Origin of the sequence: Streptomyces sp. NPDC047706 (assembly GCF_043204795.1) — a bacterium.
Taxonomy (GTDB): domain Bacteria; phylum Actinomycetota; class Actinomycetes; order Streptomycetales; family Streptomycetaceae; genus Streptomyces.
Genome location: NZ_JBIDCW010000001.1, coordinates 266,035 through 284,061, shown reverse-complemented (window position 1 = coordinate 284,061; position 18,027 = coordinate 266,035). Strand labels below are relative to the sequence as shown.

Genomic DNA, 18,027 nt, shown 5'->3' with positions numbered 1-18,027 from the left:
GACCCTTACTTGGCCGTGTCCGCCACGAGCCGCTCGACGGCGTCGACGGCGTCGCCGATGGCGGCCGGGTTCTGGCCGCCGCCCTGGGCGACGTCCGGCTTGCCGCCTCCGCCGCCACCGAGGGTCTTGGCCGCGGTACGGACCAGGTCACCGGCCTTCAGCCCGCGCTCGCGGGCGGCCTCGTTGGTGGCGATGACCGTCAGCGGCTTGCCGCCCACCGTCGTGAACAGGGCCACCACGGCGGCCCGGCCACCCTGGATGCGGCCGCGCACGTCGAGCACGAGCTTGCGCAGGTCGTCGGCGGTGGTGCCGTCCGGGACCTGACCGGTGACGAGCGCCACACCGCGGACGTCCCTGGCGGACTCGGCGAGACCGGCGGCGGCCTGGAGCACCTTCTCGGCGCGGAACTTCTCGATCTCCTTCTCGGCGTCCTTCAGCTTGCCGAGCATGGCGGAGACCTTCTCCGGAAGCTCCTCCGGACGGCCCTTGACCAGCTCCTGGAGCTGGGCGACGACCGTGTGCTCACGGGCGAGGAAGTTGTAGGCGTCCATGCCGACCAGGGCCTCGATACGGCGCACACCCGAGCCGATGGAGGACTCGCCGAGCAGCTTCACCAGGCCCAGCTGGGCGGTGTTGTGCACATGCGTGCCGCCGCACAGCTCCTTGGAGAAGTCGCCGATCGTCACGACGCGGACCCGCTCGCCGTACTTCTCGCCGAACTCGGCGATGGCGCCCTGCTTCCTGGCCTCGTCGATCCCCATGACCTCGGCGTGCACGTCGAGGTCGCGGGTGAGCACCTCGTTGATCTTCTGCTCGACGTCGGTCATCACGGCCGTCGGGACGGCGGACGGCGAGCCGAAGTCGAAGCGGAAGCGGCCGGGCTGGTTCTCGGAGCCGGCCTGGGCCGCGGTCGGGCCGAGCGCGTCACGCAGGGCCTGGTGGGTGAGGTGGGTGGCCGAGTGGGCGCGGGCGATCGCCGTGCGGCGGCGGCTGTCGATGGTGGCGTGGGCCTTGGCGCCCACGGTGACCTCGCCGACCTGGACGACGCCCTTGTGGACGTACACGCCGGGCACCGGCTTCTGGCAGTCCCGGACCTCGATCACGGCGCCGTTGTCCACCTTGATGCGGCCGGTGTCGCCGATCTGACCGCCGCCCTCGGCGTAGAACGGGGTGCGGTCCAGGACGATCTCGACCTCGTCGCCCTCGGTGGCGGCCGGGGAGGAGGCGCCGTCGACGAGGATGCCGACGATCGTGGTCTCGCCCTCGGTGTCGGTGTAGCCGACGAAGTCGGTCTCACCGGCGCCGTCGGCGATCTCACGGTAGGCGCCGACGTCGGCGTGGCCGGTCTTCTTGGCCTGGGCGTCGGCCTTGGCGCGCTCGCGCTGCTCCTTCATCAGGCGCCGGAAGCCGTCCTCGTCCACGGAAAGACCCTGTTCGGCGGCCATCTCCAGGGTGAGGTCGATCGGGAAGCCCCAGGTGTCGTGGAGCAGGAAGGCCTTGTCGCCGGGCAGGACGGTGCCGCCGGCGGCCTTGGTGTCGGTCACGGCCGTGTCGAGGATGTTGGTGCCGGCCTTCAGCGTCTTGAGGAAGGCGTTCTCCTCGGCGACGGCGACCTTCTCGATGCGCTCGCGGTCGGTGATGAGCTCGGGGTACTGCTGGCCCATCATCGCGATGACCGTGTCGATCAGGTCCTTGACGACCGGGCCGGTGGCGCCCAGCAGGCGCATGTTGCGGATGGCGCGGCGCATGATCCGGCGCAGCACATAGCCGCGGCCCTCGTTGCCGGGGGTGACGCCGTCACCGATGAGCATCACGGACGTGCGCATGTGGTCGGTGACCACGCGCAGCGAGACGTCCGAGTCGTGGGCGTCGCCGTAGGCGACACCGGTCAGCTCGGTGGCCTTCTTGATGACGGCCATGGAGGTGTCGATCTCGTACATGTTCTGCACGCCCTGCAGAATCATGGCGAGACGCTCGAGGCCGAGGCCCGTGTCGATGTTCTTGCTGGGCAGTTCGCCGAGGATCTCGAAGTTGTCCTTGCCGATGCCCTCGCCGCGCTCGTACTGCATGAAGACGAGGTTCCAGATCTCCACGTACCGCTCGTCGTTGACGGCGGGGCCGCCCTCGGCGCCGAACTCGGGGCCGCGGTCGTAGTTGATCTCGGAACAGGGGCCGCAGGGGCCCGGGACGCCCATGGACCAGTAGTTGTCCTTCATGCCGAGGCGCTGGATGCGCTCCTTCGGCACGCCGACGACCTCGTGCCAGATGCGCTCGGCCTCGTCGTCGTCCTTGTAGACGGTGATCCAGAGCTTCTCCGGCTCCAGGCCGTAACCACCCTTGTCCTGAGGGCTGGTGAGCAGCTCCCAGGCGTACTTGATGGCGCCTTCCTTGAAGTAGTCGCCGAACGAGAAGTTGCCGCACATCTGGAAGAACGTGCCGTGCCGGGTGGTCTTGCCGACCTCCTCGATGTCGGGCGTGCGCACGCACTTCTGCACGCTGGTGGCGCGCGGGTACGGCGGCTTGACCTCGCCCAGGAAGTAGGGCTTGAAGGGCACCATGCCGGCGGGGACGAGGAGCAGAGTCGGGTCGTCCGCGATGAGCGACGCCGAAGGGACGACGGTGTGCCCGCGCTCCTCGAAGAAGCTCAGCCAGCGACGGCGGATCTCAGCCGACTCCATCAGTGGTCCTCATTCCGGTTGTACGTGTACGTCGTGTTGTCGATGACGTACGTCTTCGGCTTGTTGCGGTTGTCGATGACGGCGTGACGCCGCGCGGGGGGCAGTTCCGGGTCCGCGTGCAGGCCCAGCGCGTCCTCCAGCTCGGCCTCCCGCTGGGCCATGCCGGCGCGGACGTCGAGGGCGAAGCCCACCGCCCGGTCCTTGAGCCGGTGGCCCGCCTCGATCGCCTTGTCGGCCGCCGTGGCGGCGAGGCTTTCGGGGGTGAGCTGCTTCAGCTTGCGGTTGACCTTGGTGGTCGCCCACACGCCGGCGGCGACGCCCGTGGTGAACCAGAACGTACGGCGGAACATCGCTAGGTCTCAGTCCTTCTTCCGCTTGGCCCGCCGTGCGGCCGGGACGGTACGGCCCACGATCACGGTACGCCTGGACGACTTGGCGGGCACGTCCTCCTTGCGGCCGCCGAGCGCCCGGCGCACGCCGTAGCCGAAGGCGGCGACCTTGACCAGCGGGCCGCCGAAGGTGGAGGCGACGGTCGTGGAGAGCGCGGACGCGTTGGACGTGACCTCCTGGACGTCCGTGGCGATCGCGTCGACCCGGTCGATCTGGGTCTGCGCGGAGCGCACCGCCGAGGAGGCGTCCGCGAGCAGCGGCACTGCCTGGTCGGTCACGTCCGCCACCAGCTTGGTGGTCGCCCTGAGCGTCTGGGCCAGCCTCGCCAGAGCCACGGCGAGGAAGGAGACCAGGATCGCCCAGAAGACGGCCACCAGGATGCCGGCCACCTCTCCACCGGACACTGCGCACCCGCTCCCTAAACGTGCCTGAACATCGAAAAAGTCGTGCACCGAGCCTATCGCGCCGGGGCTTGCGCTCCGTACCGGATTACGGCGCGGCCTGGGCGGAGTTGCGTGAAGTGATTGTACGGACTGAACACGGTTCAGTACGCTCCGTGTCCTATGCGACCTCCTCAGCGCGACGGCGGCCCCGCCCTCGGCAATCTCCCTCTGGAGCTGGACGCGTTCGTGGGCCGGGCGGCCGAACTCACCGGGCTGGTCCGGGCGCTGGAGGTCTCCCGGTTGGTGACCGTGACCGGGACCGGCGGGGTCGGAAAGTCCCGGCTCGCGGCGCGGGCTGCCACCCGGTACGCGCCGCCGGGCGGGGTGTGGCGCGTGGATCTGGAGCCGGTGAGCGATCCGGAGTTCGTGGACCACGCGGTCGTGGAGGCGCTGGGGCTGACCGACCACACCACACGGCCGCCGCGCGAGACGCTGCTGGGCCATCTCGCCGAGCGGCAACTCCTGCTGCTCCTCGACGGGTTCGAGCATCTGGTGGGCGCGTGTGCCGCACTGGTGACGGAGCTGCTGCGGCGGGCGCCGGGGCTGCGGGTGCTGGCGGTGGGGCGCCGGCCGCTGGGAGTCGCCGGTGAGCGGCAGTTCCCGCTGGCGCCGCTCGGGGAGGCGGAGGCGGTCGAGCTGTTCGCGGACCGCGCCGCGCAGCACGGGGCGGCGTGCGACGACGAGCGGGCCGTACGGGAGGTGTGCCGGCGTCTGGACGGGATCCCGCTGGCGATCGAGCTGGCGGCGGGGCGACTGCGGGCACTGTCCCCCGGGCAGTTGCTGGACCGGCTCGACGACCGGTTCCGGTTGCTGACCGGCGGCGGGCGGGAGGCACCGCACCGGCATCAGACGCTGCGCACGGCGATCGGCTGGAGCCACGAGCTGTGCACACCCGGGGAGCGGCTGCTGTGGGCGCGGCTGTCGGTGTTCGCCGGCTCGTTCGACCTGGAGGCCGCCGAGTACGTGTGCAGCGGCGGGGGGCTGGACGCCGACGACGTCCTCGACGTGCTGACCGAACTGATCGCGCAGTCCGTGGTGACCCGCGAGGACACCCCGGCCGGGCTGCGCTACCGGATGCTGGACACGGTCCGGGCGTACGGCGCGCAGTGGCTCGAGGCGACCGGGGACGCGGGCCGGCTGCGGCGGCGGCACCGCGACTGGTACGTGGGCCTCGCGACCTGGTGCGAGCTGGACTGGTTCTCGCCCCGCCAGGGCGAGGTGGCGGCACGCATCGACGTGGAACTGCCCAATCTGCGCTCCGCCCTGGACCACTGCCTGACGGAACCGGAGGAGGCCCACCTGGGCCAGTACCTCGCGGGCTCGCTGTGGTTCTACTGGGCGGGCTGCGGGCGGCTGTCGGAGGGACGGCACTGGCTGGAACGGGGCCTTCAGCTCGACTCGGGCAACGAGCACTCCCGGCTGAAGGCCCTGTGGGTGCTCGGCTACGTCGCCGTGCTCCAGGGGGACCCGGTGTTGGCCCTTGCCGCGCTCCAGGAGTGCGGGGAGGAGGCGGAGCGGTCCGGAAACGCCACGGCGCTGGCCTACGCCGAGCATCGCACCGGCTGTCTGGCGCTCGTCACGGACGACATGCCACGCGCAGAAGCGCTGCTGCGCTCGGCGCTGGACCGCTACCAGAAGATCGGTGAGCTCAACAGCAACGTCCTGATGGCCCAGGTCGAGCTGGCGATGGCGCGGGCGTTCCAGGGCGATCTGGCGGACGCGGTGAAGCTGTGCGACGACGTGCGCCGGGTGTGCGAGGACCACGGCGAGCACTGGGCCCGCGGCTACGCACTGTTCGTCCTCGCGTACGCCGCCTGGACCGAGGGCGACCCGGCCCGCGCCCGCGAGCTGCTCACCGACTGCCTGACCGGCGCCCACGCCTTCCACGACCTGCTCGGCTCGGTACTGGCGGTAGAGCTGCTGGCGCTGGTGACGACGGCGGACGGCGACCCTGCCGAGGCCGCGGTGCTCCAGGGGGCGGCCCGGGGCATGTGGCCGTCGGTCGGCCTGCCGCTGTTCGGGTCGGCGTACTACAACACCCCGCACGAGCTGTGCGAGGCGACGGCCCGGCAGCTGCTCGGCGACGAGCGGTACGAGGCCTGCGTGCGGCAGGGTGGGCGGCTCGGCCGGGAGGAGGCGGTGGGGCGGGCGCTCGGCCGGCCGGGGCCGGTGGCGGCGCTGCCGCAGCCGCGCGGGCCGGTGCGGCAGGGCCGGGGAGTCGCGCGCATGCGAAAGCCCGCCGCCTCCCCCACCCGCAAGGGCGGGGAGACGACGGGCTGATGCGCGGGTGAGCTACGTCCGGGTCAGCGGGCGTAGTACTCGACGACGAGCTGCTCGTCGCAGATCACCGGGATCTCCTTGCGGTTCGGCTCGCGGTCCAGGCGGAACGCCAGGGCCTTGAGGTTCACCTGGAGGTAGCGCGGGGTCTCGCCGTCGGGGGCGAAGCCGCCCTCACGGGCGATGGAGAAGAGGGTCTTCTCGCGGCTGCGCTCGCGGACCATCACGACGTCGTCGGGACGGACGCGGAACGACGGCTTGTCGACCTTCTGGCCGTTGACCTCGATGTGGCCGTGGACGACCATCTGGCGGGCCTGGTAGATCGTGCGGGCGATACCCGAACGCAGGACCAGGGCGTCGAGACGACGCTCCAGCTCGATGATCAGGGCCTCACCGGTCTTGCCCTGAACCTTGGAGGCACGCTCGTAGGCGCGGACGAGCTGACGCTCGGACACGTCGTACTGCGCGCGCAGACGCTGCTTCTCGAGCAGACGGACCTTGTAGTCCGAGTTCTGCTTGCGGCCACGGCCGTGCTCGCCCGGCGGGTAGGGGCGGGCCTCGAAGTACTTGACGGCCTTCGGGGTCAGCGCGATGCCGAGCGCACGCGACTTCTTGACCTTGGGGCGGGACTGGTTCGCCACTGTGTGTCTCTTTCCTAGTTCTCCGGCTTGTCAGCAGTGAGGGAGGTCGCATCCGCAGCCGGGGAATCCCACCAGGTCCGCAACGGACCTGCCGGGCAGCCGCTCCCCTGGTCTGGGCACATACGTGCAGCACACGAACGGCCCACCGACCGCTCCCGTCCGTGACGGGTGGTGGTGGGCTGCCCGCGACACCATTCGACGGTGCGCGACGCTCCTGGAGGCAGTCCACGGGGGACTGGATCTCCGGCTGGCTGTCCCGCTCTGACAGCACGGGACTCAGCACTGACGGGATTCTACAGGGAGCTCAGGACCGCCTACGACCGAGGTGCTTCCTGGTCCACTCGACGGCGTCCGCGTACCGCGCCTCGGCGCCGTGCCGGGTCGGTGTGTAGTACTCCCGGTCCTTCAGGGCGTCCGGCGCGTACTGCTGCTCGGCGATGCCCTCGGGCAGGTCGTGCGGGTACACGTACCCCTGCCCGTGGCCGAGCTTGCCCGCCCCCTTGTAGTGGGAGTCCCGCAGATGCGCGGGCACCGTCCCCGCGTGCCCCTTGCGTACGTCGTCCAGGGCGGCGCCGATCGCGGTCGTCGCGGCGTTGGACTTCGGCGCCAGGGCGAGGGCGATGGTGGCGTGGCTGAGGGTGAGGGCAGCCTCGGGGAAACCGATCATGGCGACCGCCTGGGCGGCCGCTACCGCCAGCGGCAGGGCGCCCGGGTCGGCGAGGCCGACATCCTCGCTGGCGGAGATCATCAGACGGCGGGCGATGAAACGGGGGTCCTCGCCGGCCTCGATCATCCGGGCCAGGTAGTGCAGCGCGGCGTCGACGTCGGACCCGCGGATCGACTTGATGAGGGCGCTGGCCACGTCGTAGTGCTGATCGCCGTCACGGTCGTACTTCACGGCGGCTCGGTCGACGGTCTCCTCCAGCGTCGTCAGGCCGACCTCGGCCTCCCCCTTGTCGAGGGCGGCTCCGGCGGCGGCCTCCAGCGCGGTCAGGGCGCGGCGTGCGTCGCCGCCGGCGATCCGCAGGAGGTGGGCCTCGGTGTCGTCGGGGAGGGTGACGGCGCCGGCGAGACCGCGTTCGTCGGCGAGGGCGCGCCTGATCAGGCCGCGCACGTCGTCGTCGGTGAGGGGTTCGAGGGTGAGCAGCAGGGAGCGGGAGAGCAGGGGCGAGATCACCGAGAAGTACGGGTTCTCGGTCGTCGCCGCGATCAGCGTGACCCAGCGGTTCTCCACGGCCGGGAGGAGGGAGTCCTGCTGGGCCTTGCTGAAGCGGTGGATCTCGTCCAGGAAGAGGACGGTCTCCTTGCCGAAGCCGCCGGTGGCGCGGCGGGCGCCGTCGATGACCGCGCGGACCTCCTTGACGCCGGCGGTGATCGCGGACAGCTCCACGAACCGCTTGTCGGTCGCCTTGGAGACGACGTACGCCAGGGTCGTCTTGCCGGTGCCGGGCGGCCCCCAGAGGATCACCGAGGACGGGCCCGCCGGTCCCCCGGCGCCCTCGCCGACCAGCCGGCGCAGGGGTGATCCGGGCTGCAGCAGATGCTGCTGGCCCACCACCTCGTCGAGGCTGCGCGGGCGCATGCGCACCGCCAGGGGACTCGCGGTCGGGTCCTTCTCCTGGCGTTCTTCTGCGGCGGCGGTGAACAGGTCGGGCTCCACGCTGAAACCCTAAATCACGGCACTGACAGCGCCGCCGCCCCCGGGCTCAGGCCCAGAGCTGGCTGCCCCAGCGGGTCAGGATCAGCATGCCGATGATGCCGATGTGCGTGACCGGCAGCACCCAGGTGAACTCGGCGAAGAACCGCTTGAGGCCGTCCGGTGCCGGCAGGAAGCCGTTGCGGATGTTGAACGAGGTCACGTACCAGAACATGACGATGGTGGCGACCCAGGCCAGGCAGCACCACAGGCACAGCGCGTTGATCCGGTACAGCGACTGGAACATCAGCCAGGCGCAGAAGACGACGCCGAAGAGCGTGCCCGCGTTGAAGGTGAGCCAGTACCAGCGCGGGAAGCGGGCCCGGGCGAGCAGGCTCGTGCCGACGCAGATCACGATGCCGTAGGTGACCAGGCCCAGCATCGGGTTGGGGAAACCGAAGACGGAGGCCTGGGCGCTCTCCATGACGCTGCCGCAGGAGACGATCGGGTTGAGGCTGCAACTCGGCGTGAACGTCTCGCCCCGGGCCTTGGCCTCCAGGATCTTGAACTTGTCGAGCGTGATGACCCACGCGGCGAGCAGTCCTGCCGCGCCCGTGATCACCAGCAGCAGGGCGAAGACCCGGCTGCCGCCTGCCGCGTGCGGCCCGGAGGCCACGTCACGCGGCTCCGGCTCGGTGGAGACGTCCTTGACTGTCGTCTTGCTCATCACGCCGATTCCGTCGCTCGAGAGGGCATGCTTCCGGCAGGGGACATTGTGCCGCACGCGCGCGTAAGTCACCGTTCGCTGCGCATAAGGACCTACGGCCCGCCGATCGGTTCCGGACACGGGCAAGGGCGCCGGACGCCCCTCGGGAACTCCGGCGCCCCGGTCGGCGTGATCAGCCCAGCCGGGCTTCCAGTTCCGCCACGATCTCGCCCACGCCGACAACCGTCTGCTCGCCGGACTCCATGTCCTTGAGCTGGACCACGCCGTCGGCGAGGTCGCGTTCACCGGCCACGATCGTGTACCGGGCGCCGCTGCGGTTGGCGTTCTTCATCGCGCCCTTGAGGCCCTTGGCGCCGTAGGAGAAGTCCGCGGCGACGCCCTGCTTGCGCAGCTCGGTGACCTTGGCGAACAGCACGCGGCGGGCCTCCTCGCCGAGCGGCACCGCGAACACGCTGGTGGCGGCGGGGAGTTCGAGCTCGATGCCCTCCGCCTCCAGGGCGAGCACCGTGCGGTCGACGCCGAGGGCCCAGCCGACGGAGGGCAGCGCGGGGCCGCCGATCATCTCCGACAGGCCGTCGTAGCGTCCGCCGCCGCCCACCGCGGACTGCGAGCCCAGCCCGTCGTGGACGAACTCGAAGGTGGTCCGCGTGTAGTAGTCCAGACCGCGCACCAGCTTCGGGTCGTCCTCGAAGCCGACGCCCGCCGCGGTGATCAGCTCGCGGACCTCCTCGTGGTACGCCTTGCAGGCGTCGCAGAGGTGGTCGCGCAGCAGCGGGGCGCCCGTGAGCTGCTTCTGCACCGACTCGCGCTTGTCGTCGAGCACCCGCAGCGGGTTGATCTCCGCGCGGCGCAGGGTGTCCTCGTCGAGGTCCAGGCCGTGCAGGAACTCCTGGAGGGCGGCTCGGTAGACGGGGCGGCACTCCTTGTCGCCCAGGCTGTTGAGCAGGATGCGGAAGTCGCTCAGACCCAGCGAGCGGTACGCCTGGTCGGCCAGGATGATCAGCTCGGCGTCCAGGGCGGGGTCCTCCGCGCCGATCGCCTCGGCGCCGACCTGGGAGAAGTGCCGGTAACGGCCCTTCTGGGGGCGCTCGTAGCGGTAGTACGAGCCCGAGTACCACAGCTTCACCGGCAGGTTGCCCGCCTTGTGCAGGTTGGCCTCCAGCGCGGCGCGCAGCACCGACGCGGTGCCTTCGGGGCGCAGGGCGAGCCGGTCGCCGCCCTTGGTCTCGAAGGCGTACATCTCCTTGGTGACGATGTCGGTGGACTCGCCTACACCGCGCGCGAACAGCTCGACGTTCTCGAAGCCGGGGGTCTCGATGTAGCCGTAGCCGGAGTTGCGCAGCGGGGCCGCGATCGCCTCCCGGACGGCCAGGTACTTCGCGCTGTCCGGCGGGATCAGGTCGTACGTGCCCTTGGGGGCCTTGAAGGTGCTCACGGAAAGTCTCGTCACATTCCTCGTCGGGGAGTCCCGGGGACTCCCTGGCCGGCGGCCACCTGCCGCAGATACGGGTTGGTGGCGCGCTCCTGGCCGATGGTGGTCTGGGGGCCGTGGCCGGACAGCACCACGGTCGAGTCGTCGAGCGGCAGGCACACGCGGGCCAGCGAGTCGAGCATCTCGGCCATGTCACCGCCGGGCAGGTCGGTGCGTCCGATGGAGCCGGCGAAGAGCAGATCCCCGGAGTAGAACACGGACGGCACGTCCGCGGCCTCGGGCATCCGGAAGGTCACCGACCCCTTGGTATGGCCCGGCGCGTGCGCGACCGAGAACTCCAGTCCCGCCAGTTCCAGCACGGCCCCGTCGGCCAGTTCCCTCACGTCGTCCGGCTCCCCCACGGTGAGCTCGCCCAGCAGCGGCATGCCGATCGACCGGCCGAGGGCCTTCTCCGGGTCGCTCATCATGTAGCGGTCCTCGGGGTGGATCCAGGCCGGTACGTCGTGCGCTCCGCAGACCGGGACGACCGAGGCCACATGGTCGATGTGACCGTGGGTGAGGACGACGGCGACGGGCTTGAGCCGATGCTTCTTCAGTGCTTCCTCGACTCCGGGGGCGGCCTGGTGGCCCGGGTCGATGATCACGCACTCCTCACCGGCGGCGGGGGCGACGAGATAACAGTTCGTCCCCCAGGCCCCGGCGGGGAACCCGGCAATGAGCACGATCGTCCTTCGTTGTGTCGATACGGGCGGACTCGGCGACGGCTGCGCCTGACGTCAAGAGCCTACCGGCGCTGCCGATTCCTCAGCGAACCCATATACGGTACGGGGCACACGCAGGCGGTCGGCCCACTAGACGCACGCGTACGGTCGACGTTCTAGACGCATGAGGAGTAAATCCGGTGGTCAGCCAGGAACAGCGGCGGCGTCAGCTCGCCCGGGAGAAGTTCTTGCGGCAGCAGCAGCGGCGCACCGACGCCCGGCGCAAGTCGCGCATGCGCAACGCCGTGATCGCTTCGGCGCTCGGCGTGGTCCTGATCGGCAGCCTCGCGCTGTACACGACCGGCGTGCTCAAGGACGACGGCAAGACCAACGCGGGCGCGGAGGTCACGGAGAGCGCGCAGCCGTCGCCGTCCAAGGCCCCGGACCCGTGCGACAAGCCGGCCGCCGGCAAGCCAGGGACGGAGACCTGGAAGAAGGAGCCGGCGATGACCATCGACAAGTCGGCCGACTACACCATGAAGCTCGCGACGACCTGCGGCGACATAGACATCGCCTTGAAGGCGTCGGCGGCCCCGCACACCGTCAACTCCTTCAGCTTCCTGGCCGGCAAGGGCTACTTCGACCACACCAAGTGCCACCGGCTGACGACCAACGGCATCTACGTGCTCCAGTGCGGCGACCCGACGGGCAGCGGCAGCGGCGGTCCCGGGTACACGATTCCGGACGAGAACCTGAAGGACAAAAGCCTCAAGGACAACATCTACCCCGCCGGTACCGTCGCCATGGCGAACACCGGCCAGCCGGGCTCCGGCGGCAGCCAGTTCTTCCTCGTCTACCAGGACAGCCAGCTGCCGCCGAGCTACACACCGTTCGGTACCGTCTCCGAGTCCGGAATGGCGGTCCTGAAGAAGATCGCCGACGCTGGTGAGAGCACCGGCGCCGGTGACGGGGCACCCAACGCGACGGTCGTTCTCAACAAGGCAACCGTCACTAAATCCTGACCCCCAACTGCGAAATTTCGGTCGCGCGGGATGCGGACAGGCAACCCGCCGGTCGCCTATGTTGGCCGTGACGAAACTGTGGACGATGCCCGGGGGAGCTTCAGGCCCCTCGCAGGCATCATGTGGAGGAGGCGCTGTGAGCAGCGACCCGTGGGGCCGCGTCGACGAGACGGGGACCGTGTACGTGCGTACGGCCGACGGCGAGCAGGTCGTCGGTTCCTGGCAGGCCGGCTCCCCCGAGGAAGCGTTGGCCTACTTCGAGCGCAAGTACGAGGGCCTGGTTGTCGAGATCGGCCTCCTCGAGAAGCGAGTGAAGACCACCGACCTGTCGGCGAAGGACGCCACGGCGGCCATCGACCATCTGCGCGAGCAGGTCGACGCGCACCACGCGGTCGGCGATCTGGACGCGCTGCGGACCCGGCTGGACAAGCTCGTGCAGACGGTCGAGGCGCGCCGCGAGGAGCGCAAGGCGCAGCGGGCGCGGCAGACCGACGAGGCCCGGCATTCCAAGGAGGCGCTGGTCGCCGAGGCGGAGGAGCTGGCCCGGTCCGACCAGTGGCGGGCGGCCGGTGAGCGGCTGCGGGCCCTGGTGGACACCTGGAAGGGCCTGCCGCGGCTGGACCGCAAGTCGGACGACGAACTGTGGCACCGCTTCTCGCACGCCCGGTCCGCGTTCTCCAAGCGCCGCAAGGCGCACTTCGCGCAGCTGGACGCGCAGCGCGAGGAAGCCCGCAAGACCAAGGAGCGGCTGGTCGCCGAGGCCGAGCAGCTGTCGGCCTCGACGGACTGGGGTCCGACGGCCGCGCGCTACCGCGAGCTGATGTCGGAGTGGAAGGCGGCGGGCCGCGCCCAGCGTGAGCACGAGGACGACCTGTGGAACCGCTTCCGCGGCGCCCAGGACGTCTTCTTCGCCGCCCGCAGCTCGGTCTTCGCCGAGCGGGACGCGGAGCAGGCGGAGAACCTGAAGCTCAAGGAGGAGCTGGCCGAGGAGGCCGAGAAGATCCTCCCGGTGACCGATCTGAAGGCCGCGCGGGCCGCCTTCCGCTCGGTCAACGAGCGCTGGGAGGCCATCGGCCATGTGCCGCGCGACGCCCGGCCCAAGGTCGAGGGCCGGATGCACGCCGTGGAGCGGGCCATCCAGGAGGCCGAGGAGGCCGACTGGCGCCGGACGAACCCGGAGGCACGCGCGCGTGCCGAGGGTCTGACCGGCCAGCTCCAGGCCGCCGTCGACAAGCTCCGAAAGCAGATCGAGCAGGCGCGCGCCCAGGGCAACAACGCCAAGGCGGACAAGCTGGAGCGGGAGCTGGAGGGCCGCCAGGCGCTTCTGGACCAGGCGCTGAAGGGTCTGCAGGAGTTCGGCGGCTGACCCCGCCTGCGCGCGGACGACGAGAAGGGGCCCCGTACCTCCCCGGTACAGGGCCCCTTCTCGTACGCCCTACCCGCTCACGCCCGGCTGCGCGCCGATGTCACGCGGTACACGTCGTACACGCCCTCGACTCCCCTGACCGCCTTCAGGACGTGCCCGAGGTGCTTCGGGTCGCCCATCTCGAAGGTGAAGCGGGAGGTGGCGACACGGTCGCGGGAGGTCTGGACGGCCGCGGAGAGGATGTTGACGTGCTGGTCGGACAGCACGCGTGTGACGTCCGAGAGGAGCCGGGAGCGGTCGAGGGCCTCGACCTGGATGGCGACCAGGAAGACCGAGGACTGGGTGGGCGCCCACTCGACGTCGAGGATGCGCTCGGGCTCCCGGGACAGTGAGTCCACGTTGACACAGTCGCTGCGATGAACCGATACACCACTACCGCGCGTGACGAAGCCGATGATCGGGTCGCCGGGGACGGGCGTACAGCAGCGGGCCAGCTTGACCCACACGTCGTCGACGCCCTTGACCACCACGCCGGGGTCCGCGCTGGACCGGCGCTTGCGGCTTCGTCCGCGCGCCGGCGGCACGCTCTCGTCGATCTCCTCGGTGGCCGCCTCCTCGCCGCCGAAGGCCTGGACCAGCTTCTGCACCACGTTCTGCGCGGAGACGTGTCCCTCGCCGATCGCCGCGTACAGCGCGGAGATGTCCGGGTAGCGCATCTCGTGCGCGAGCGTGACCAGGGAGTCGCCGGTGAGGATGCGCTGGATCGGCAGGTTCTGCTTGCGCATCGCGCGGACGATGGCGTCCTTGCCCTGCTCGATCGCCTCGTCGCGGCGCTCCTTGGAGAACCACGCCCTGATCTTGTTGCGGGCGCGCGGCGACTTCACGAAGCCGAGCCAGTCCCGGGACGGGCCCGCGCCCGCCGCCTTGGAGGTGAAGACCTCCACCAGGTCGCCGTTGTCCAGGGTGGACTCGAGCGGGACGAGACGGCCGTTGACCCGCGCCCCGATGGTGCGATGGCCGACCTCGGTGTGCACGGCGTAGGCGAAGTCCACGGGGGTGGCACCCGCGGGGAGCGCTATGACGTCGCCCTTGGGGGTGAAGACGAAGACCTCGTTGCGGGAGAGGTCGAAGCGCAGCGACTCCAGGAACTCGCCCGGGTCCTCGGTCTCCTTCTGCCAGTCGAGGAGCTGCCGCAGCCACGCCATGTCGTTGATGGCGTCCTTGTCCTTGCCGGACGCCTTGGGCACGTCGGTACGCACCTTGGAGGCACCGGCGACGGCCTCCTGCTTGTACTTCCAGTGCGCGGCGATGCCGTACTCGGCGCGGCGGTGCATGTCGAACGTGCGGATCTGGAGTTCGACCGGCTTGCCGTTGGGGCCGATCACCGTCGTGTGCAGTGACTGGTACATGTTGAACTTGGGCATCGCGATGTAGTCCTTGAACCGGCCGGGGACCGGGTTCCATCGCGCGTGCACCGTGCCGAGGGCCGCGTAGCAGTCGCGGACGGTGTCCACGAGGACGCGGATGCCCACCAGGTCGTAGATCTCCGCGAAGTCACGGCCGCGGACGATCATCTTCTGGTAGACGCTGTAGTAGTGCTTCGGGCGGCCGGTGACGGTCGCCTTGATGCGGGCGGAGCGCAGGTCCTGCTGGACCTCGTCGGTCACTATGGCCAGGTACTCGTCACGCTTCGGCGCCCGCTCGGCCACCAGCCGTACGATCTCGTCGTACATCTTGGGGTAGAGGATCGCGAAGGCGAGGTCCTCCAGTTCCCACTTGATGGTGTTCATGCCGAGGCGGTGGGCGAGCGGCGCGTAGATCTCCAGGGTCTCGCGCGCCTTCTTCTCCTGCTTCTCGCGCTTGAGGTACCGCATGGTGCGCATGTTGTGCAGGCGGTCGGCGAGCTTGATGACCAGTACACGCGGGTCCTTGGCCATCGCGACGACCATCTTGCGCACGGTCTCGGCCTGCGCCGCCTCGCCGAACTTGACCTTGTCCAGCTTCGTGACGCCGTCGACGAGCAGCGCGACCACGTCGCCGAAGTCGCGGCGCAGGTCCTCCAGGCCGTACTCGGTGTCCTCGACGGTGTCGTGCAGCAGGCCCGCCATGAGGGTGGCCGGGTCCATGCCGAGCTCGGCGAGGATGGTCGTCACCGCGAGCGGGTGTGTGATGTACGGGTCGCCGCTCTTGCGCTTCTGGCCGCGGTGCCAGCGCTCGGCGACCTGGTAGGCCTTCTCGATCTGGCGCAGCGTCGACGTCTCGATCTTGGGGTCGTTGCTGCGGACTATCCGGAGCAGGGGCTCCAGGACCGGGTTGTAGGGGTTGGCGCGCTGGACGCCGAGACGGGCCAGGCGGGCGCGGACGCGGTTGGAGGAGCCGGAGCGGGGCGTCTGGGGCGTCGCGGCGGGCCGGATCGGGGCGGTGGACGCGGGGCGCTCGGGGGCGGCCGGCTTGGGGCGCGACTGCTCGGCGGCCTTCGCGACGGGCGCGGACTGGGCATCGACCGATCCGCGGGAGTCGTTCCTCGCGTGCTGCGCGGGCTGGGCCGCCTGCTCCGAGGCGCGCTCGGGCTTGGCGGCGGTCAGGTGCTGGGCCTCGTCTGGCAAGAGGGCTCCTCGTGCGCGATCCGGGTCCCCCGGTCAGGCTCCGGAAGTCCCCATGGTAGCGATCCTGAGCTCCAGGATCGCCTTCAGGCCGATGTGAGGGCCGTGTACCCAGGGAACGCCTGACGCGGACATCGGATTCCTCCGCCCGTCCGTCCACGGTGTCACACCGCTTGCATGCGCCTTGCCTGCGGCTTACGCGGGGGCGGCGGGCCGGTTCGTGCTTGCCTTCGGGCGGGTGCGTGGGGGGCGCCGAGGGGGTTTTTGTGGGGCTGGTGGGGATTACGGGGCCCGGTGCGGGGCCGGGGCCGTGGCCGGATGACGGCACGGGCGCCGGCGGGCGAGGACAGTACCGCAGGGCGTTGCGGCAGCCGGTGCGGGAGCCAGGAGCCCGGTCGTGGACCGTGGCCATGCCAAAGGCGCCCCTCGGATGAGGAGCGCCTCCGGTGCGAGGTCCCGTCAGACCGTGAGCAGGGCCTCCAGCGGGGCTCCGGCGAGGGCCGGCTGCAGGCGGGTGCGCCCGTCCAGGAAGGCCAGTTCCATCAGCACCGCCACACCCGCGACCCGGGCGCCGGCCTGGCGGATCAGCTCCAGGGAGGCCTCCGCCGTGCCGCCGGTCGCGAGGACGTCGTCCACGACCAGGACGCGGTCCGCGTCGGTCAGGTCCTCGGCGTGCACCTCGATCTCCGCCGAGCCGTACTCCAGGTCGTAGGCCTGGCGCAGCGTCGCTCCGGGGAGCTTGCCCGCCTTGCGTACGGGGATGAAGCCGACGCCGGCCCGGAGGGCCACCGGGGCGCCCAGGATGAAGCCGCGGGCCTCCAGGCCGACCACCTTGGTGGCACCGTTGCGCTCAGCGATCTCCGCCAGTGCGTCCGTCAGCGCGGTGAACGCCGCAGGGTCCGCGAGAAGTGGGGTGATGTCCTTGAACATCACGCCCGGCTCCGGGTAGTCGGCCACGTCACGGATGCGGCTGAGCAGCAACTCCCTGATGTCGGTCATCGACGCTTCCCCGAGGGCCGGCCGCGGCCGCGGGTGCGGGACGCGGGCTGGCTGCGCGGGCCGACCACCGCGTGGGCGGCGTCGTCCGGCTCGTCGTCGAACGGCTCGTCCGCGCTGCCGTCAGCCGGCGTCTCGCCCTGGTCGCCGCCCTGTGCCCGCTTGGCAAGGACACGCTTACGGAGCGCCTTCAGCTTCGGCTCGCGCTCCTTGAGGTCGGCGACGAGCGGCGTGGCGATGAAGATCGACGAGTACGCGCCCGCCGCGAGACCGACGAACAGCGAGAGCGAGATGTCGTTGAGCATGCCGGCGCCGAGCACACCGCCACCGATGAACAACAGGCCCGCCACCGGCAGCAGCGCGACCACGGTGGTGTTGACCGAGCGGACCAGGGTGCTGTTGATCGACCGGTTGGCGATGTCGCTGTAGGTCCAGCGGGTCTGCTTGGTGATGTCCTTCGTCTGCTCCTTGAGGCTGTCGAAGACGACCACCGTGTCGTACAGCGAATAACCGAGGATCGTCAGCAGACCGATCACCGTGCCCGGCGTGACCTCGAAGCCGACGAGGGCGTAGATGCCGACCGTGATGGTGATGTCGTGGATCAGCGCGACGAACGCCGCGACCGCCATCCGCCACTCGAAGGCGATGGCCAGGTAGATCACCACGAGGACCAGGAAGATCCCGAGGCCCTGCCAGGCCTTGTCGGCGATCTGCTCACCCCAGCTGGGGCCGACCAGTTCCGCGTTGATCTTCTCGGCGTCGACCTTCATGTCGTCGGCCAGCGCCTGGTTGATCCGGTCCGACTGGGCGGTGTCGATGCCCGCGATCTGGATGCGGAGGCTGCCGTTGCCGAGTTGCTGGACGATCGCGTCGTGCCCGGAGGCCGCCTCCGCGTACTCCTCGGCCTGCGAGACCGAGACGGACGTCTTCGGGGTGGTGAAGACGGCGCCGCCCTGGAACTCGATGCCCATGTTCAGGCCCCGCACCGCCAGGCCGACGATCGCCGTGATGGTGATCAGGATGGAGATGCCGTACCAGATCTTGCGGTTGCCGACGAAGTCGTAGCTGACCTCGCCGCGGTGCAGTCGGGCGCCGAGGTTGCCGAGCTTCGACAT

General features: G+C 70.4%; 14 protein-coding genes. 3 read left to right on the top strand and 11 right to left on the bottom strand.

Going from position 1 to position 18,027, the window contains the following annotated elements:
- Window positions 1-5: 5 nt before the first annotated feature.
- Genes alaS through ACGF8A_RS01370 form a run of 3 tightly spaced genes read right to left on the bottom strand, consistent with a single transcriptional unit; the run spans window position 6 to window position 3,472 of the window.
- Window positions 6-2,678: an alanine--tRNA ligase gene (gene alaS / locus ACGF8A_RS01380; protein ID WP_393102973.1), complete on the bottom strand. Its 2,673-nt coding sequence runs from the start codon at window positions 2,676-2,678 to the stop codon at window positions 6-8.
- Complete coding sequence (locus ACGF8A_RS01375; RefSeq protein ID WP_393102971.1) at window positions 2,678-3,028, bottom strand: hypothetical protein; 351 nt, start codon at window positions 3,026-3,028, stop codon at window positions 2,678-2,680. Before ACGF8A_RS01375 ends, alaS begins: the two co-directional genes overlap by 1 nt.
- Before the next feature lie 9 nt (window positions 3,029-3,037).
- The gene (locus tag ACGF8A_RS01370) at window positions 3,038-3,472 is read right to left on the bottom strand and encodes a DUF948 domain-containing protein (RefSeq protein ID WP_393102969.1); all 435 of its coding nucleotides are present in this window, start codon (window positions 3,470-3,472) and stop codon (window positions 3,038-3,040) included.
- A 159-nt stretch (window positions 3,473-3,631) separates the two neighbouring features.
- Between ACGF8A_RS01370 and ACGF8A_RS01365 the strand changes: the two genes are divergently transcribed.
- The gene (locus ACGF8A_RS01365; RefSeq protein WP_393102967.1) at window positions 3,632-5,791 is read left to right on the top strand and encodes an ATP-binding protein; all 2,160 of its coding nucleotides are present in this window, start codon (window positions 3,632-3,634) and stop codon (window positions 5,789-5,791) included.
- 23 nt (window positions 5,792-5,814) lie between these two features.
- On the opposite strand, the gene rpsD is transcribed toward ACGF8A_RS01365, so the two are convergent.
- The 5 genes from rpsD to ACGF8A_RS01340 form a co-directional block, all read right to left on the bottom strand.
- A complete protein-coding gene (gene rpsD, locus ACGF8A_RS01360) occupies window positions 5,815-6,429 on the bottom strand; it encodes a 30S ribosomal protein S4 (protein ID WP_129796831.1) in 615 nt (204 codons plus the stop codon).
- A gap of 304 nt (window positions 6,430-6,733) precedes the next feature.
- Window positions 6,734-8,089, bottom strand: a complete 1,356-nt coding sequence (locus ACGF8A_RS01355) for a replication-associated recombination protein A (protein WP_393102965.1) — start codon at window positions 8,087-8,089, stop codon at window positions 6,734-6,736.
- A 46-nt stretch (window positions 8,090-8,135) separates the two neighbouring features.
- The gene (locus ACGF8A_RS01350) at window positions 8,136-8,792 is read right to left on the bottom strand and encodes a vitamin K epoxide reductase family protein (protein ID WP_393102963.1); all 657 of its coding nucleotides are present in this window, start codon (window positions 8,790-8,792) and stop codon (window positions 8,136-8,138) included.
- 172 nt (window positions 8,793-8,964) lie between these two features.
- Window positions 8,965-10,227, bottom strand: coding sequence for a histidine--tRNA ligase (gene hisS / locus ACGF8A_RS01345; protein ID WP_393102961.1), 1,263 nt, complete (start codon window positions 10,225-10,227; stop codon window positions 8,965-8,967).
- A gap of 11 nt (window positions 10,228-10,238) precedes the next feature.
- Window positions 10,239-10,946: an MBL fold metallo-hydrolase gene (locus ACGF8A_RS01340; RefSeq protein WP_393102959.1), complete on the bottom strand. Its 708-nt coding sequence runs from the start codon at window positions 10,944-10,946 to the stop codon at window positions 10,239-10,241.
- Between the two features lie 179 nt (window positions 10,947-11,125).
- Between ACGF8A_RS01340 and ACGF8A_RS01335 the strand changes: the two genes are divergently transcribed.
- Both ACGF8A_RS01335 and ACGF8A_RS01330 read left to right on the top strand, forming a co-directional pair.
- Complete coding sequence (locus ACGF8A_RS01335; RefSeq protein ID WP_393102958.1) at window positions 11,126-11,947, top strand: peptidylprolyl isomerase; 822 nt, start codon at window positions 11,126-11,128, stop codon at window positions 11,945-11,947.
- Window positions 11,948-12,083: 136 nt separating this feature from the next.
- On the top strand, window positions 12,084-13,313 hold the full coding sequence (locus tag ACGF8A_RS01330) for a DUF349 domain-containing protein (protein WP_393102957.1): 1,230 nt from the start codon (window positions 12,084-12,086) through the stop codon (window positions 13,311-13,313).
- 77 nt (window positions 13,314-13,390) lie between these two features.
- On the opposite strand, the gene ACGF8A_RS01325 is transcribed toward ACGF8A_RS01330, so the two are convergent.
- The 3 genes from ACGF8A_RS01325 to secF all read right to left on the bottom strand — a co-directional run bounded on the left by ACGF8A_RS01325 (window position 13,391) and on the right by secF (window position 18,027).
- Entirely contained in the window at window positions 13,391-15,919 is a 2,529-nt protein-coding gene (locus ACGF8A_RS01325; protein WP_393102956.1) for a RelA/SpoT family protein, read from the bottom strand.
- A gap of 456 nt (window positions 15,920-16,375) precedes the next feature.
- The gene (locus ACGF8A_RS01320) at window positions 16,376-16,915 is read right to left on the bottom strand and encodes an adenine phosphoribosyltransferase (protein ID WP_393102955.1); all 540 of its coding nucleotides are present in this window, start codon (window positions 16,913-16,915) and stop codon (window positions 16,376-16,378) included.
- A complete protein-coding gene (secF, locus tag ACGF8A_RS01315) occupies window positions 16,912-18,027 on the bottom strand; it encodes a protein translocase subunit SecF (RefSeq protein ID WP_393102953.1) in 1,116 nt (371 codons plus the stop codon). The genes ACGF8A_RS01320 and secF overlap by 4 nt, the downstream gene beginning before the upstream one ends.

Bases quoted from the DNA above. Each gene is read 5' to 3' on its own strand.
- alaS (WP_393102973.1), bottom strand. From the start codon at position 2,678: ATGGAGTCGGCTGAGATCCGCCGTCGCTGGCTGAGCTTCTTCGAGGAG.
- ACGF8A_RS01375 (WP_393102971.1), bottom strand. From the start codon at position 3,028: ATGTTCCGCCGTACGTTCTGGTTCACCACGGGCGTCGCCGCCGGCGTG.
- ACGF8A_RS01365 (WP_393102967.1), top strand. From the start codon at position 3,632: ATGCGACCTCCTCAGCGCGACGGCGGCCCCGCCCTCGGCAATCTCCCT.
- ACGF8A_RS01350 (WP_393102963.1), bottom strand. From the start codon at position 8,792: ATGAGCAAGACGACAGTCAAGGACGTCTCCACCGAGCCGGAGCCGCGT.
- ACGF8A_RS01320 (WP_393102955.1), bottom strand. From the start codon at position 16,915: ATGACCGACATCAGGGAGTTGCTGCTCAGCCGCATCCGTGACGTGGCC.
- secF (WP_393102953.1), bottom strand. From the start codon at position 18,027: ATGTCGAAGCTCGGCAACCTCGGCGCCCGACTGCACCGCGGCGAGGTC.